We start from the raw sequence: 14,819 nt of genomic DNA, 5'->3' as shown, positions 1-14,819 counted from the left end.
CAAATCCATGACAGAGCCGGCTCTCGATGAGAGCCGGAACGGGATCCTGCATCCGATCTCTGTCTGTTAGGAAAGGATGAAAGACATGCTCATCTCGCAGATCAAGGGTTCGAATGGCGAGATCGTCGTCGCCGTCCGTAACGGTCCCGGCGAAACTGCCAAGGCCGTCGTCAATGGCGGCAGCGTCTACAAGCTTGCAATGGAAGCCGCCGACAGCGGCAAGTCGCTGGCGTCGGTCATCGAGGCCCATGGTCTCGGCGAGGCGATCGATCTCGACAAAGTCTACGCCGAAGGCCGTTTCCTGCCGCCGATCACGCATCCCGACGCCGCGCATCTGCACCTGACCGGCACCGGCCTGACGCATCTCGGCTCGGCCGCAACGCGCGATTCCATGCACAAGAAGACGACGGAAGCTGCCGAAGAGACGCTGACCGACTCCATGAAGATGTTCAAGATGGGCATCGAGGGCGGCAAGCCGAAGGCTGGCGAGAAGGGTGTGCAGCCCGAATGGTTCTACAAGGGCAACGGTTATGGCGCTGCGGCTCCGGGCGCCGCGCTCGTGTCTCCGTCCTTCGCACTCGACGGCGGCGAAGAACCTGAAATGGCCGGCATCTACGTCATCGCCAAGGACGGCACGCCGTTCCGCATCGGCTTTGCGTTGTCGAACGAATTTTCCGATCACGTCACCGAGCGGATCAACTATCTCTATCTAGCCCATTCCAAGCTGCGCCCGGCGAGCTTCGGTCCGGAAATCCGCGTCGGCGTAGCGCCGGAGGATATTCGCGGCACGTCCCGTATCAAGCGCGGCGACAAGGTGATCTTCGAAAAGCCGTTCCTGTCGGGCGAAGCGAACATGTCGCACACCTTTGCGAACCTTGAATATCACCACTTCAAGTACGGCATCTTCCGCGTTCCCGGCGATGTGCATGTGCACATGTTCGGTACCGCGACGCTCTCGTTTGCCGAAGGCATCAAGCCGGAAGTCGGCGATGTCTTCGAAATCGAGGTTGGCGAATTCGGCCTGCCGCTGCGCAATCCGCTGGCAGTCGATGCCGAGGAAGACGTGGCTGTTCGCCAGCTGTAATTTGTCGAGCCCGGCCGCTAGGGATCGGCCGGGCAGTTTCAATACGATCCAGGAAGGCATGACGCCATGAGCATTCATCAGAACTTGATCGCCGGGGAGTGGACTGGGACGACGGGGAGCGAGAACATCAATCCGTCGGATACGAACGAGGTCGTCGGCCTCTATGCGAGCGCGAGCGCGCAGGATGTTGCGGACGCAATCGCTGCGGCCAAGGCCGCCTTTCCGGCCTGGTCGCGCTCCGGCATCCTGGAGCGCCACACGATCCTGAAGAAAGCCGGCGAGGAGATCCTGGCCCGCAAGGACGAACTTGGCGCGCTGCTGGCTCGCGAAGAGGGCAAGACGCTGCCGGAGGCGATTGGCGAGACCATCCGCGCCGCGCAGATCTTCGAATTCTTCGCCGGCGAGGCGCTGCGCCTGGCGGGTGAGGTATTGCCGTCCGTGCGCCCAAATATCGGTGTCGAGATTACCCGCGAACCGCTTGGCGTCATCGGCGTCATCACCCCCTGGAACTTCCCGATCGCCATTCCGGCCTGGAAGATCGCGCCGGCGCTCTGCTATGGCAACACCATCGTCTTCAAGCCGGCCGATCTCGTGCCCGGCTGCTCCTGGGCGATCGTCGATATCCTCAATCGCGCCGGCCTGCCGAAGGGCGTCCTGAATCTCGTCATGGGCAAGGGCTCGGTTGTCGGCCAGGCCATGCTCGATAGCCCGGTTCTCTCGGGCATCACCTTTACCGGCTCGGTCGGCACGGGCAAGCGCGTGGCGCTGTCTTCGGTCGAGCATGGCCGCAAGTATCAGCTGGAAATGGGCGGCAAGAACCCGATGGTCGTGCTTGACGATGCCGATCTAACTGTAGCCGTCGAAGCGGCAGCCAATTCCGCCTTCTTCTCGACCGGCCAGCGCTGCACGGCCTCGTCGCGCCTGATCGTCACCGAGGGCATTCACGACCGGTTCGTAGCGGCACTGACGGAGAAGCTGAAGACACTCAACGTCGACAACGCCATGAAGTCCGGCACGCATATCGGCCCGGTCGTCGATGCCAAGCAGCTGAAGACGGATACCGACTATATCGAGATCGGCCGGCAGGAAGGCGCCAAGCTTGCTTTCGGTGGCGAGCTCGTCAACCGCGACACGCCCGGCTTCTACCTGCAGCCGACGCTGTTCACCGAGGCGACGAACCAGATGCGCATCAGCCGCGAAGAGATCTTCGGGCCGGTTGCCTCGGTCATCCGGGTCAAGGATTACGAGGAAGCCTTGGCCGTCGCCAACGACACGCCGTTCGGGCTTTCCTCTGGCATTGCGACGACGAGCCTGAAGCATGCGACGCATTTCAAGCGCAATGCGGAAGCGGGCATGGTGATGGTCAACCTGCCGACGGCGGGTGTCGATTTCCACGTGCCGTTCGGCGGCCGGAAGGGCTCGTCCTTCGGCCCGCGCGAGCAGGGCAAATATGCCGCCGAGTTCTTCACAACCGTCAAGACCGCCTACACGCTGGCCTGACCATCGAATTCAAAGCCCGGGCGCGAACGAGGCGGCCCGGGCGACACAAAAGGTACCGAGACTATGAAAAAGAAAGCTGAATGGCCGCGCAGACTGCGCTCCTACGATTGGTTCGGCGGCACCGGCAAGAACGCGATCATGCATCGCTCCTGGATGAAGAACCAGGGCCTGCCGGCCGATACGTTCGACGGTCGTCCGATCATTGGCATCTGTAACACCTGGTCGGAGCTGACGCCCTGCAACGCGCATCTGCGCGACCTTGCAGAGCGCGTAAAGCGCGGCGTTTACGAAGCGGGCGGCTTTCCTGTCGAATTCCCGGTTTTCTCCGTTGGCGAAAGCACGCTGCGTCCGACGGCGATGATGTTCCGCAACCTCGCGGCCATGGACGTCGAAGAAGCGATCCGCGGCAATCCGGTCGATGGCGTCGTGCTGCTCGGCGGCTGTGACAAGACCACGCCGAGCCTGCTGATGGGTGCGGCTTCCGTCGACATTCCGGTCATCCTCGTTTCCGGTGGTCCGATGCTGAACGGCAAGTGGCGCGGCAAGGATGTCGGCTCCGGCACAGCGATCTGGCAGTTTTCGGAAATGGTCAAGTCCGGCGAGATGTCGCTGGATGAATTCATGGATGCGGAGCAGGGCATGGCCCGCTCGGCCGGCAGCTGTATGACCATGGGTACGGCCTCGACCATGGCGTCTATGGCCGAAGCGCTTGGCATGACCTTGCCCGGCAACGCCGCTATCCCGGCCGTCGATGCACGCCGCCGCGTCATCTCGCAGCTTTCTGGCCGTCGCATCGTCGACATGGTCAAGGAAGATCTGAAACCATCAGACATCCTGACCAAGGAAGCCTTTGAAAACGCGATCCGCGTCAACGGCGCCGTCGGGGGTTCCACCAATGCCGTTCTGCACCTCTTGGCACTTGCCGGCCGCATCGGCGTCGATCTGTCGCTGGATGATTGGGATCGCCTCGGCCGCGAAGTGCCGACGATCGTCAACCTGCAGCCGTCGGGCAAGCATCTGATGGAAGAGTTCTACTATGCCGGCGGTCTGCCCGTCGTCATCAAGGCCGTGGGTGAAATGGGCCTGCTGCACAAGGATGCGATCACCGTCACTGGCGACACGATCTGGGCCGGCGTCAAGGATGTCGTCAACTATAATGACGATGTCATCGTACCTCGTGAAAAGGCGCTGACTCAGTCGGGCGGCATCGCCGTTCTGCGCGGCAATCTCGCGCCGAAGGGCGCTGTCCTCAAGCCGTCGGCCGCTTCGCCGCATCTGATGCAGCACAAGGGCCGTGCCGTTGTCTTCGAAAGCATCGAAGACTACCACGCCCGCATCAACCGCGACGATCTCGACATCGACGAAAACTGCGTCATGGTGCTGAAGTATTGCGGCCCGAAGGGTTATCCGGGCATGGCCGAAGTCGGCAACATGGGCTTGCCGCCGAAGGTGCTGAAGAAGGGCATCACCGACATGATCCGCATTTCGGATGCGCGCATGTCCGGCACGGCCTACGGCACCGTCATCCTGCACACCGCGCCGGAAGCTGCCGATGGTGGCCCGCTGGCGCTGGTTCAGAATGGCGACATCATCGCCGTCGACGTTCCCGCCCGCACCATCCAGCTCGAAGTGTCGGACGAGGAACTGGCAAAGCGTCGCGCCGCCTGGGTTTCCCCGGTCAAGCCGCTCAACGGCGGTTACGGCGGTCTCTATGTGAAGTCGGTCATGCAGGCCGACACCGGCGCCGACCTCGACTTCCTCGTCGGCCCGCGTGGTTCGGAAATTCCGAACAACCGCGACAGCCACTAGACCTTGAACTGGTAAATTCGTTACGCATAATTAATCCCGGCACTCACAAGGAGTGCCGGGATCGCTATTATACTTGAGCCCAGCCGCCATCGACGCACAATTCGCTGCCCGTCACGTAGGACGAGTCATCGGAGGCGAGAAACAGGACCGCTTTTGCGATCTCGTCGACTGTGCCGCTGCGGTGCATCGGAATTTGGGCGTGCACCTGGGTCTTCGTCTGCTCGATCATCTCCTCGCTCACTCCTGCTTTCCGCGCTTGATCGGTATCGATATAGCCAGGTGCCACGGCATTCACGCGGATACCCTTTCCGGTCAGCTCGACGGTGAGCGACCGTGCCAGCGAGCGGATGGCGGCTTTCCCCGCCGAATAGACGCTGACATACGGACGACCCTGTGTGCTCAGGGTTGATGTGTTCAGGATTATCGAGCCGCCAGAGGTCATGAGCGGCAGAAGCTTCTGCACCGTAAAATAAGTCCCTTTGAACGTGTTAACGATCGTGAAATCGAACTCCTCCTCCGACATGTATTCAAACATGTTTGGTCGCGCGCCGCCGGCATTCGCAAAGACGATATCGACCCGACCATGCTTGTTCTCCACATGATCGCGAAGTGCTTCGATATCCGACATCCTGGAAATATCGCTGCGGATCGCGTCGGCACCATGCCCGATGCTTTGTGCCGCGGCATCGAGCGTCGCCTGATCGCGGCCGGTAATGACGACCTTTGCGCCTTCGCGTGCAAACAGCTTGGCGGTCGCCAGCCCTATTCCTGAATTGCCGCCGGTGATAACAGCGATCTTATCGTCCAATTTACCCATATTCGTCTCCAATACGTCTCTGAATGCGCCCGACGTAAACCGCACTATTGCTGGAGTAGCGGGGCCGGAAGTTATATATGAAGCATCATTCAGGTTTTGGATTCGCTTATGGAAAACGGCCTCCGACCACTGCTAACCCCCCGGAAATCCCCGCGTCAGGGCCGCTCCATCGCAACCGTGGACGCGATTTTCGAAGCAACCATTCAGGTTTTGTTGAGTGATGGTCTAATTCGTTTCAACACCACGCGTGTGGCACGTCGTGCGGGCGTTTCGGTCGGGACGCTCTATCAGTATTTCCCCAACAAGCAGGCTTTGCTTTTTGCCGTGCTGGAGCGGCATCTTGTGATGCTTGCCGAAGCGATAGAAAAGGCGTGTGACGAAACTCGTCATGCTACCGTCGAGACGATAGCTGAAGCCGTGGTAAAAGCTTACCTCCAGGTGCAAATAGCGCGGGCCGAGGTTTCTCCGGCGCTCTACCGTATCGGTTTGGAACTCGATGCTCGAAAGCTAATTGAGTCGGCGATCCAGCGCAGTACAAGGGCTATCGAGGCGACCCTGTCCGGTGCCGTTGATGGCCGCTTTGCCGATGCGGGTCTGATTGCACAAACACTGATCGCAACCCTTTATGGAACCGTTCCGGCCTTTTGCCATAAAGTCTTGAGCCCTGGTGATGGCATCGAAGCGGAAAGGCAACTGACCATCATGTTTCGTTCCTACCTTGTCGCGCACAGGGTAGAATAGAGAAAATCAACTGTAGTTCCGGCGTCGGGATGCCTGGCTAACGATAGAGACGTCCGGCTTTTCTTCCCGGAGATGCCGGTATCAGCTCTGGCTCTGACTCTGCCCCTGGCTCGCGACCGTCACCTTGACGATAAGGGTCTCACCCGGCGTGCCGACGCGCATGCCGGAAACCGGCGCCGCGTCGCGATAGCAGAGGCCGGTCGCGATGCGGACATAGCGAGCATCGGGGCAGACGTCGTTCGCCGGATCGAAACCGACCCAGCCGAGGCCGGGAATATGTGCTTCCGCCCAGGCATGCGTGGCTGCCTGCTCGTTCTTGCCTTCCATCATCAGATAGCCGGAGACATAGCGGGCCGGGATCTGCAATGCCCGGGCGCCGGCGAGGAAGATATGAGCGTGATCCTGGCAGACGCCGCTCTTTGCCTCCAGTGCCTGTTCCGCTGTCGTCTCGGTGTCGCTGGTGCCCGGCTTGTATTCCACGGTTTCGTGGATCGCCTTCATCAGCGCATGCATCTTGCCGAGCTCATTGTCGCCGGAAACGCTGCGCAGCAGTTCCTTCGTCAGCTTTCCTGCCTTCGTGCGCGGCGATTCCCGCAGGAAAAGCCAGAGCGGGCTAAAGCTTTGATGTAGCCCGATAACGCCGTTGAGATCCTGCGTCTCGATTTCGCCTGTCGCGATGATCTTCGTTGCGTCCTGCTGTCCATCGAGAGAAACGAGCGTGGTGCGGTTGCCGAACTGGTCGTCATACTCCACTTCCGGCTTGGCGCCTTCGACCGTCAGCTTCCAATCGATGACCGTCTGTCCGACGCCGGTCAGCGGCGTCAAGTGCAGCCGCTGCAGCGAGAATTGGGCCGGCTCGTCGTAGCGATATTCCGTGATATGGTTGATCGTCAATCTCATGATATCGCCCGCCTATTCGTAGAACCGATAGCCGTCGGAAATCTCGGCGCCCAGCTTGTTGTTGCGGGCAACGAAATCTTCGAGGAACTCATGCAGGCCCTGATCCATGATGCGCTTGATCGTCAGCTTCTGCAGCGACTGGCGGATGGCGTCGGCGGTATCGTGCGCCGGCAGCTGCTTTTTGTATTCGGAGCTGAGGTAACCTAGATTGCTGACAATCTTGTCGTAGCAATAGGCGAGCGAACGCGGCATCTGGCCGTTCAGGATCAGGAAGTCGGCAATATTGGCCGGCTTGTATTCGGGATCGTAGGCCCATTTATAGGCCCGATGGGCCGAGACCGATCGCAGGATCGATTCCCATTGCGCATTGTCGAGCGAGGAGCCGACATGCGAGACGGATGGCAATAGCACGTAATATTTCACGTCGAGGATGCGGGCCGTATTGTCGGCGCGCTCAATGAAGGTGCCGATGCGGGCGAAGTTATAGAGCTCGTTGCGCAGCATCGAGCCATGGAAGGCGCCGCGGATCAAGCCGGCACGCTGCTTGATGACATCGATCGTTTCGGGCAGTTCGGCCGTCTTCAGCTTCTTGCCGAGGAGCGACTTCAGCTCGATCCAGCACTCGTTGGTTGCTTCCCAAGTGTCGCGGGTCAGCGCGGTGCGCACCATGCGGGCATTGTTGCGGCCGTATTCGATGCAGGACATGACGCTCGACGGATTGGAGCGGTCGCGCATCAGATAATCGATCGCGTCGGCACCCGTCAGCTTGTTATGCACTTCGTCATAGGCTTCGCGCACGCCGGCGCTTTGCAGGACGCCATCCCAGTCGTCATCGACGGCGTCGCTGCGGGTCAGCGACATGCGCTGGCCGGCATCGACCAGGCGGGCTATGTTTTCGGCACGCTCGATGTAACGGAACATCCAGTAGAGGCCATTCGCGGTTCTTCCCAGCATGTCCGATCAGTCCTCCAGAACCCAGGTGTCTTTGGTGCCGCCGCCCTGGCTGGAATTGACCACCAGCGAGCCTTCCTTCAGCGCCACGCGGGTCAGCCCGCCGGGGATGATCCGTACCTTGTCGGAGACAAGGACATAGGGCCGCAGATCGACATGCCGAGGCGCAATGCCCTTGTTGACGAGGATCGGCACGGTCGACAGCGAAAGGGTCGGCTGCGCGATGTAGTTGTTCGGCTTGCTCTTGAGCTTCTCGGCAAAGGCCGTCCGCTCCTTCTTCGTCGCAGTCGGTCCCACGAGCATACCGTAGCCGCCGGAGCCATGGACTTCCTTGACGACGAGATCGGCGAGGTTATCGAGCACATATTGCAGGCTGTCGGGCTCCGAACAGCGCCAGGTCGGCACGTTCTCGAGGATCGGCTTGCGGCCGGTGTAGAATTCGACGATCTCGGGCATGTAGGAATAGATCGCCTTGTCGTCGGAAATGCCGGTGCCGGGCGCGTTGGCGATGGTGATATTGCCGGCGCGGTAGACATCCATGATGCCGGGAATGCCGAGCGCGGAGTCCGGGCGGAAGGTGAGGGGATCGAGGAAATCGTCGTCGACGCGGCGATAGAGCACGTCGATCGCCTCATAGCCCCGCGTCGTACGCATCTTCACCTTGCCGTCGATGACGCGCAGATCCGAGCCTTCGACCAGCTCGACACCCATCATGTCGGCGAGGAAGGAATGCTCGTAATAGGCGGAGTTGTAGATGCCGGGCGTCAGCACGGCGACGCGTGGCTTGCCTTTGCAGCCGGGAGGGGCGAGTGACGCCAGGCTCTGGCGCAGCAACAGCGGATAATCCTCGACGCGCTGCACCTTGTTTTGGTGAAACAGCTCAGGGAACATCTGCATCATCGTTTCGCGGTTTTCCAGCATGTAGCTGACACCGGACGGTGTGCGGGCGTTATCCTCGAGTACATAGAACTGGTCTTCGCCGGTACGCACGATATCGGTGCCGACGATGTGGGTGTAGACGCCGCCGGGCGGGCGGAAGCCGATCATCTCCGGCAGGAACGCGTCGTTCTTCTCGATCAGCTCGCGCGGAATACGGCCGGCGCGAATGATTTCCTGCTTGTGATAGATGTCGTGGAGGAAGGCGTTAAGAGCAACGACCCGCTGTTCGATGCCCTGGGCGAGTTTGCGCCATTCGCGGCCAGATATGATGCGGGGGATGATGTCGAAGGGGATGAGCTTTTCGGAGGAGTCTGCGTGTCCGTAGACCGCGAAGGTAATGCCCGTTTTTCGGAAGATGGTTTCCGCATCGCGGGATTTGGCAATGAGGTGGCCTCTGTCCTGGCCTGAGTACCACTCGAAGTATTTCTCGTAAGGCGCGCGCGGACTTTCATCCGCAGTAATCATTTCATCAAATGCCAAAGGTGCGGTCCCCGTGTTTTTACCCATTTGAATACAACGGTTTTTACAATGCAAGAACTATGCGCAGTTGCCATCGCGAATTTCGCAATATCGAAAAATGCCGGATTTACAGGCATTTAAGAGTAAGGTGGCTGTTGCTTGCCGGGTCTTGTCGCAATGTTTGGATCAAAATTTGAGCATCTGCTTCTTTTGCGGACTGAACGCCTGGGTAGTGGCGGAAGTTTCTGAAACCAGGGCGGTGGTTCGCCGGACATGAAGAAAAATTGATTACTGTTTTCAGCAGATCGATTTTGACCGCTCAACCGCCATCGGCTATCAGCCTTCAGTCCCTCCGCGCGACACCCTGAGTTCGACCAGGATTCCGGCTCCGAAGCGCCAAACATATCGGTCCGATTTCCATGTCCCTCGATAAACTTGCACCGGCGATTTTCGTTTTGCTATGGTCCACCGGCTGGATCGTTGCCAAATATGCCTCGTTGCATGCAGGCCCTTTCACCTTCCTGATGATCCGCTACAGCCTGTCGGCGCTTGCTTTCGTGCTGCTCTGTTCGATCGCCGGCGCCAAATGGCCGCGCGACTGGTCGAGCGTGTTTCGGGCCGTCTATTCCGGGATCTTCCTTCATGGCATCTATCTCGCAGGCCTCTGGTGGGCGATTGCCGAGGGCGTGCCGGCCGGCATTTCCGGCATCATTGCGGCGCTGCAGCCGCTGATGACCGCCATGGCGGCGCCACTCCTCGTCGGCGAGCGGCTGCAGCCGGTCCAGAAGCTCGGCCTGCTGCTTGGTTTCCTCGGCATTGCCATCGCGATCTCGCCGAAGCTCCTGGCGACGGATACGGCCAATCTCTGGCAATCGGCGGTGCCGCTCGTCGTCAATTTGCTGGCTATGGTCTCGGTGACTTACGGCACGCTCTACCAGAAGCGGCACCTGCAGACCGGCGACCTCAGAACCATCGCAACCTTGCAATATGTCGGCGCGTTGATTGTCACCGTGCCGCTCGCCTTCATCATCGAAGGTCTGCGTTTCGATGGCACGCAGGAGGCCATTTTCGCGATGCTCTGGTCGGTCTTCGGTCTGTCGATGGGCGCCGTCGGTCTGCTGCTCTATCTCATCCGCCGCGGGCAGGTTTCGCGCGCGGCATCGCTGATCTACCTGATGCCGCCGGCCGTCGCCATTGAGGCTGCGATCGCTTTCGGCGAGCCGCTGACGCTGCCGATCACCATCGGCACCGTCGTCGTGGTCATCGGCGTCTATCTGATCAACCGGCGTACTGCGGAAGTGGTGCCGGAATAGGTTCGTATCATCTTTAAAAAGAAAGGGGGCCGTTCGGCCCCCTTTTTATTACATCAAGCACGCTCGCGGCGCTGACCGCCGTTGCCGGGGCCGCGGCGGCGCATGCGGCCGTTGCCGCCATTGCGCTGTTCACCCTGGGCGCCGCGCTCTTCGTTGTGGCGGCCTGCGGGGCGGCCATGGGAATGGCGCTGTCCGCGATGGGCACCGCCCTCATGCGAGGCGCCGTTGCCGTTGGACTGGCCGTTGTGCTGCTTGCGAGCGGGACGGAAGTCCGAGGTGGAGGCGAGATCGTTGTCGGGTTCCGGGCGCGGCGTCGGCTCGTTGCGGCGCTGGCCGCGGAAATCGGCGTTGCGATTGTTTTCGCGCTGCGGCCGGTCTTCGCGCGGGCGGCGTTCCTGGCGCTCGCCGTTCTGGCCACGGGCTTCGCCACCTTCCTTGTCGAAGAACGGACGACGGGCCGGACGTTGCGGGCGGCCTTCGCCGCGCTCCCGTCCCTGGCCGCCCTGGCCTCTGCCTTGACCGCCATTGCCCTGAGCGCCGCGGCCCTTGCCGCGAACGGGGCGACCGCGATCGGCCGGAGCCTCGCCGCTGGCAACCGCAATCTCGATGCCCATCAGGCGCTCGATGTCGCGCAGCAGGCGGATTTCATCGGGAGCGCAGAAGGCGATGGCGATGCCGTCGCGGCCGGCGCGCGCGGTGCGGCCGATGCGGTGAACATAGGCATCGGGGACTTCCGGCAGATCGAAGTTGTAAACATGCGAAACGCCGGGGATATCGATGCCGCGGGCGGCGACGTCGGTGGCGACAAGAACGCGGACGTCACCATCGCGGAAGCCCTTGAGCGCGCGTTCGCGCTGGCCCTGGCTCTTGTTGCCGTGGATGGAGGCAGCGGCGAAGCCGACGTGATCGAGGTGCTTCATCAGCTTCTCGGCGCCATGCTTGGTGCGCAGGAAGACGATGGCGCGGCCATCCGGATTGGCCGAAATCGTTTCCTTGAGAATCTCGGTCTTGTGGTTCTGGCCGGCTACGAAGTGGACATATTGCTCCACCTTGTCGGCCGCCTTGCCCGGAGGCGAGACTTCGACCTTGACCGGATTGGTCAGGTAGTCGGAAGCAAGATCGGCGATCGCCTTCGGCATGGTGGCCGAAAACAGCAGGGTCTGGCGCTTCGCCGGAACGAGTTTGGCGATCTTGCGGAGATCATGGATGAAGCCGAGATCGAGCATCTGATCGGCCTCGTCGAGGACGAGGTGAGTGACATGGCCGAGCGAGAGGGCACGGCGATTGATGAGGTCGAGAAGGCGGCCGGGCGTCGCGACGAGGATGTCGGTGCCGCGCTCGAGCTGAAGCTGCTGCTTGTTGATCGACGCGCCGCCGACGACGAGGTTGATCCGCAGCGGCGACTTGCGCACGAAGAGGCGGAGGTTATCGGCGATCTGGTTCACCAGTTCGCGGGTCGGGGCGAGGATCAGCGTGCGGACGGTGCGGTTGTCGGGGCGCTTGGCCTCCTTCAGCAGCATTTCGATGATGGGCAGGCCGAAAGCGGCCGTCTTGCCGGTGCCGGTCTGGGCGAGGCCGATGAGATCGCGGCCCTCAAGAACGAGCGGGATCGCCTGTGCCTGGATCGGCGTCGGCGTAGCGAAGTTGTTCTGCGACAGCGTATCGACGATCTGCTTGGAGAGACCAAGCGAGTGAAAATCGGTCAATTCAATACCTTTCGGGGGCGCCAAAGCAAATAGGCCGGGTCGCACCATGCGGTCCGGTCTGTCTCTGGCGTCAAGAACCCCGCGTGAAGTGGGAACTTGTAAGTTGGAAATAGCTTTCCAGCGCATCCGGCCGCAGCGCATTGGCGCGGCCTCATTCATAAAGCGCTTTTGTCCTTCTCTTGCGTACAGACTGTCCCGCAGGGCACGCTCACGCGGCGGCCGGAAGGTGAAAGCTGGAGCGCATTTGGTCTTAAATGCCGCCAATGTCAAGGGGTGTGGGCGAAAGCTTTTCAACAGACAGACGAAAATGCCGCCGGAAATCCGGCGGCATCGAAGATCGGAGGCGACTGATGGGGAACTTCGTTGGCACCTTGCGGCGCCATCAGGCTTTAACGGCAAACCTCGACGCGATAGGGCCGGCCCCAGCCGTCGTGGCGCCATGCCCAGTAGCAGCTGGGGTAGGGGCGCACATAGACCCGCTCGTAGACCGGACCGTCATAGTAGGCCGGATAGGCCGGATAATAAGCCGGGTAGGCCGGCCGGGCGGCCCCGGCCACCAAGGCGCCGCCGACGACACCCGCGGCGAGACCGCCGAAGAAGGCGCCACGATCGGAGGCGCTGGCAGTGGTGGTGGTTACCGTGGCGGCGCTGCCAAGCGTCAGCGCGATCAAACCGGCCGTCGTTAATGTGCGAAGCACAGACATTGACATCCCTTTCCCAAAAAACACGGGGCTCCCAGCCGAAGCCGAGTTGGACGTTGCGTGCGAAAGGGGGCGAAGTCGCGGCCAAAAAATGGGCCGCGACATTAAATTTCGTTCATGATTTGAGGCGTAAAAGCTCTTTGTTTTCAACTAGAAATCGGTGGGAACGCCACCCTCTGCCTTGCGTCTGGCGACAAAGGCGTCGAGCTCTTCCTCGATTGCCGGATCGAGCGGGGGGCGTTCATAACGCGCCAGCGTTTCCTTATAGACGCGGTTGGCGTGATCGTAAGTTGTAGGCCGGCCGGCTTCCGCCCAGGTTTCGTTGTTTCGCCAGTCCGACAGGATCGGCGAATAGAAGGCGGTTTCGTAGCGGGCGAGCGTGTGCGCTGTGCCGAAATAATGGCCGCCGGGACCGACATCGCGCACGGCATCCAGCGCCAGAGCATCGGCGCTGACATCGAGCGGCGTCAGGAATTCGGCGACCATCTGCAGCATGTCGACATCGAGGATGAATTTCTCGAAAGAGGCGGTAAGCCCGCCCTCGCTCCAGCCGGCTGCATGCAGGACGAAATTGCCGCCGCCCTGGGTCAGCGCCCACAGCGACAGCGCCGATTCGTAGGCTGCCTGGGCATCGAGCGTATTCGAAGCATTCGTGTTGGAGGTGCGGTAGGGGATGCCGTAGCGGCGGGCGAGCTGGCCGCCCGCGATGACCGCCTTCATATATTCCGGTGTGCCGAAGGCGGGCGCGCCCGTCTTCATGTCGACGTTCGAGGTAAAGCCGCCATACATGACCGGCGCGCCCTTGCGCACCATCTGTGTGAAGGCGATGCCGCAGAGCGCCTCGGCATTCTGCTGCACCAGCGCCCCGGCGATCGTCACCGGTGCCATGGCGCCTGCCAGCGTGAATGGCGTGACCACCACGACCTGGCCGCGCGACGACATTTCGATGATGCCCTGCAGCATCGGCCCGTCGAGGCGCAGCGGCGAGGAGGAATTGATGATGGTGAAGAGCGAGGGTTCGCGTTCCATCTGCTCCATGCTGATGCCGCGGCCGATGCGAGCGATCTCGATCGCGTCGAGATTGCGCTGCTTGCCGAGCGAATAGCAGTGGAAGGCCTTGTCGGTAAGCTTCACGATATCGGAGAGGCAGTCGAGATGGCGCACCGAGGCATGGATATCGATGGGTTCGACCGGATAGCCGCCGGTCATGTGGATGACGTCGAAGGATTGGGCCAGCTTGATGAGCTTGCGGAAATCCTCCTGATTGCCAGCTCTCCTGCCGCCTTCGCGGTCGGCGACAAATGGGGCGGAGGCAACCTGCGCGAAAACGAGATTGCGGCCACCGATTTCAACATTTCTCAGCGGATTGCGGGCATGCAGGGTGAAGTTCGATGGGACGGAAGCGATGAGCTCCATGATCATATTGCGGTCGAAACGTACGCGTTCCTTGCCTGACGTGACATCGGCGCCGGCAGCCTTCATGCGCTCGCGCGCTTCCGGCAGGATGATATCCATGCCGATTTCTTCGAGGATCGTCAGCGAGGCGTTGTGAATGTCGTCGAGCGCTTCGGGCGACAGGAGTTCGGTGCGCGCGAGATTGTTGACAAGATTGAGATATTTCGTGCCGCTCGGTTTGCGGCTGCGTTCGGCTCCGCGCCCTCCGGCCCGCCGCCGCCGTTCGCCCGTTGCCGTTGCGATCTGGGCTTCGTTCAAGGTCAGGCTTTCTTCGTCGCTCATGGCGCTCGCTCCCAATGATCCGTTGACGGATTCTTGGCAGAGTTTCCCCCGGCGTGCCGCCGTCGTTTGCGACCAAGGCATGACCGTTATAGGATAGCGCGTGGTCTGAACGCGACGTCGGCGCGACGGTTAAACATGGTTAAGGCTTTGTTAAAGCCAATC

12 protein-coding genes are annotated in these 14,819 nt (G+C 61.1%); 5 read left to right on the top strand and 7 right to left on the bottom strand.

The window, feature by feature from the left end:
• The first annotated feature begins 85 nt into the window (after positions 1 to 85).
• The 3 genes from araD1 (at position 86) to araD (ending at position 4,393) form a co-directional block, all read left to right on the top strand.
• The gene (gene araD1 / locus GA0061100_RS03520) at positions 86 to 1,084 is read left to right on the top strand and encodes an AraD1 family protein (protein WP_075851875.1); all 999 of its coding nucleotides are present in this window, start codon (positions 86 to 88) and stop codon (positions 1,082 to 1,084) included.
• A gap of 66 nt (positions 1,085 to 1,150) precedes the next feature.
• The gene (locus GA0061100_RS03515) at positions 1,151 to 2,584 is read left to right on the top strand and encodes an aldehyde dehydrogenase family protein (protein WP_075851229.1); all 1,434 of its coding nucleotides are present in this window, start codon (positions 1,151 to 1,153) and stop codon (positions 2,582 to 2,584) included.
• A gap of 63 nt (positions 2,585 to 2,647) precedes the next feature.
• A complete protein-coding gene (gene araD, locus GA0061100_RS03510; protein WP_075851228.1) occupies positions 2,648 to 4,393 on the top strand; it encodes an L-arabinonate dehydratase in 1,746 nt (581 codons plus the stop codon).
• A 67-nt stretch (positions 4,394 to 4,460) separates the two neighbouring features.
• On the opposite strand, the gene GA0061100_RS03505 is transcribed toward araD, so the two are convergent.
• Positions 4,461 to 5,210, bottom strand: a complete 750-nt coding sequence (locus GA0061100_RS03505; protein WP_075851227.1) for an SDR family oxidoreductase — start codon at positions 5,208 to 5,210, stop codon at positions 4,461 to 4,463.
• 108 nt (positions 5,211 to 5,318) lie between these two features.
• On the opposite strand from GA0061100_RS03505, the gene GA0061100_RS03500 reads away from it, so the two are divergent.
• Positions 5,319 to 5,951, top strand: coding sequence for a TetR/AcrR family transcriptional regulator (locus GA0061100_RS03500; RefSeq protein WP_075851226.1), 633 nt, complete (start codon positions 5,319 to 5,321; stop codon positions 5,949 to 5,951).
• 81 nt (positions 5,952 to 6,032) lie between these two features.
• Here the strand turns inward: GA0061100_RS03500 and GA0061100_RS03495 are convergent, their stop codons facing one another.
• The 3 genes from GA0061100_RS03495 to GA0061100_RS03485 are packed head-to-tail and all read right to left on the bottom strand — an operon-like array spanning position 6,033 to position 9,221.
• Entirely contained in the window at positions 6,033 to 6,851 is an 819-nt protein-coding gene (locus GA0061100_RS03495; RefSeq protein WP_075851225.1) for a transglutaminase family protein, read from the bottom strand.
• A gap of 12 nt (positions 6,852 to 6,863) precedes the next feature.
• Positions 6,864 to 7,805, bottom strand: a complete 942-nt coding sequence (locus tag GA0061100_RS03490) for an alpha-E domain-containing protein (protein WP_075851224.1) — start codon at positions 7,803 to 7,805, stop codon at positions 6,864 to 6,866.
• Positions 7,806 to 7,811: 6 nt separating this feature from the next.
• Complete coding sequence (locus GA0061100_RS03485; protein ID WP_075851223.1) at positions 7,812 to 9,221, bottom strand: circularly permuted type 2 ATP-grasp protein; 1,410 nt, start codon at positions 9,219 to 9,221, stop codon at positions 7,812 to 7,814.
• 398 nt (positions 9,222 to 9,619) lie between these two features.
• On the opposite strand from GA0061100_RS03485, the gene GA0061100_RS03480 reads away from it, so the two are divergent.
• Positions 9,620 to 10,513 (top strand): DMT family transporter, encoded by an 894-nt coding sequence (locus tag GA0061100_RS03480; RefSeq protein ID WP_075851222.1) that lies wholly within the window; start codon positions 9,620 to 9,622, stop codon positions 10,511 to 10,513.
• 53 nt (positions 10,514 to 10,566) lie between these two features.
• Here GA0061100_RS03480 and GA0061100_RS03475 read toward each other — a convergent pair whose 3' ends face one another.
• The 3 genes from GA0061100_RS03475 to GA0061100_RS03465 all read right to left on the bottom strand — a co-directional run bounded on the left by GA0061100_RS03475 (position 10,567) and on the right by GA0061100_RS03465 (position 14,657).
• The gene (locus tag GA0061100_RS03475) at positions 10,567 to 12,267 is read right to left on the bottom strand and encodes a DEAD/DEAH box helicase (protein WP_075851221.1); all 1,701 of its coding nucleotides are present in this window, start codon (positions 12,265 to 12,267) and stop codon (positions 10,567 to 10,569) included.
• 341 nt (positions 12,268 to 12,608) lie between these two features.
• On the bottom strand, positions 12,609 to 12,923 hold the full coding sequence (locus GA0061100_RS03470; RefSeq protein ID WP_075851220.1) for a hypothetical protein: 315 nt from the start codon (positions 12,921 to 12,923) through the stop codon (positions 12,609 to 12,611).
• Positions 12,924 to 13,070: 147 nt separating this feature from the next.
• Positions 13,071 to 14,657, bottom strand: a complete 1,587-nt coding sequence (locus GA0061100_RS03465) for a trimethylamine methyltransferase family protein (RefSeq protein WP_075851218.1) — start codon at positions 14,655 to 14,657, stop codon at positions 13,071 to 13,073.
• Between the last annotated feature and the right edge of the window lie 162 nt (positions 14,658 to 14,819).

It is taken from the genome of Martinezella hainanensis (genome assembly GCF_900094555.1).
Classification (GTDB): domain Bacteria; phylum Pseudomonadota; class Alphaproteobacteria; order Rhizobiales; family Rhizobiaceae; genus Rhizobium; species Rhizobium hainanense.
The sequence above is the reverse complement of the archived record's forward strand: the minus strand, read 5'-3'. Positions and strand labels throughout refer to the sequence as shown.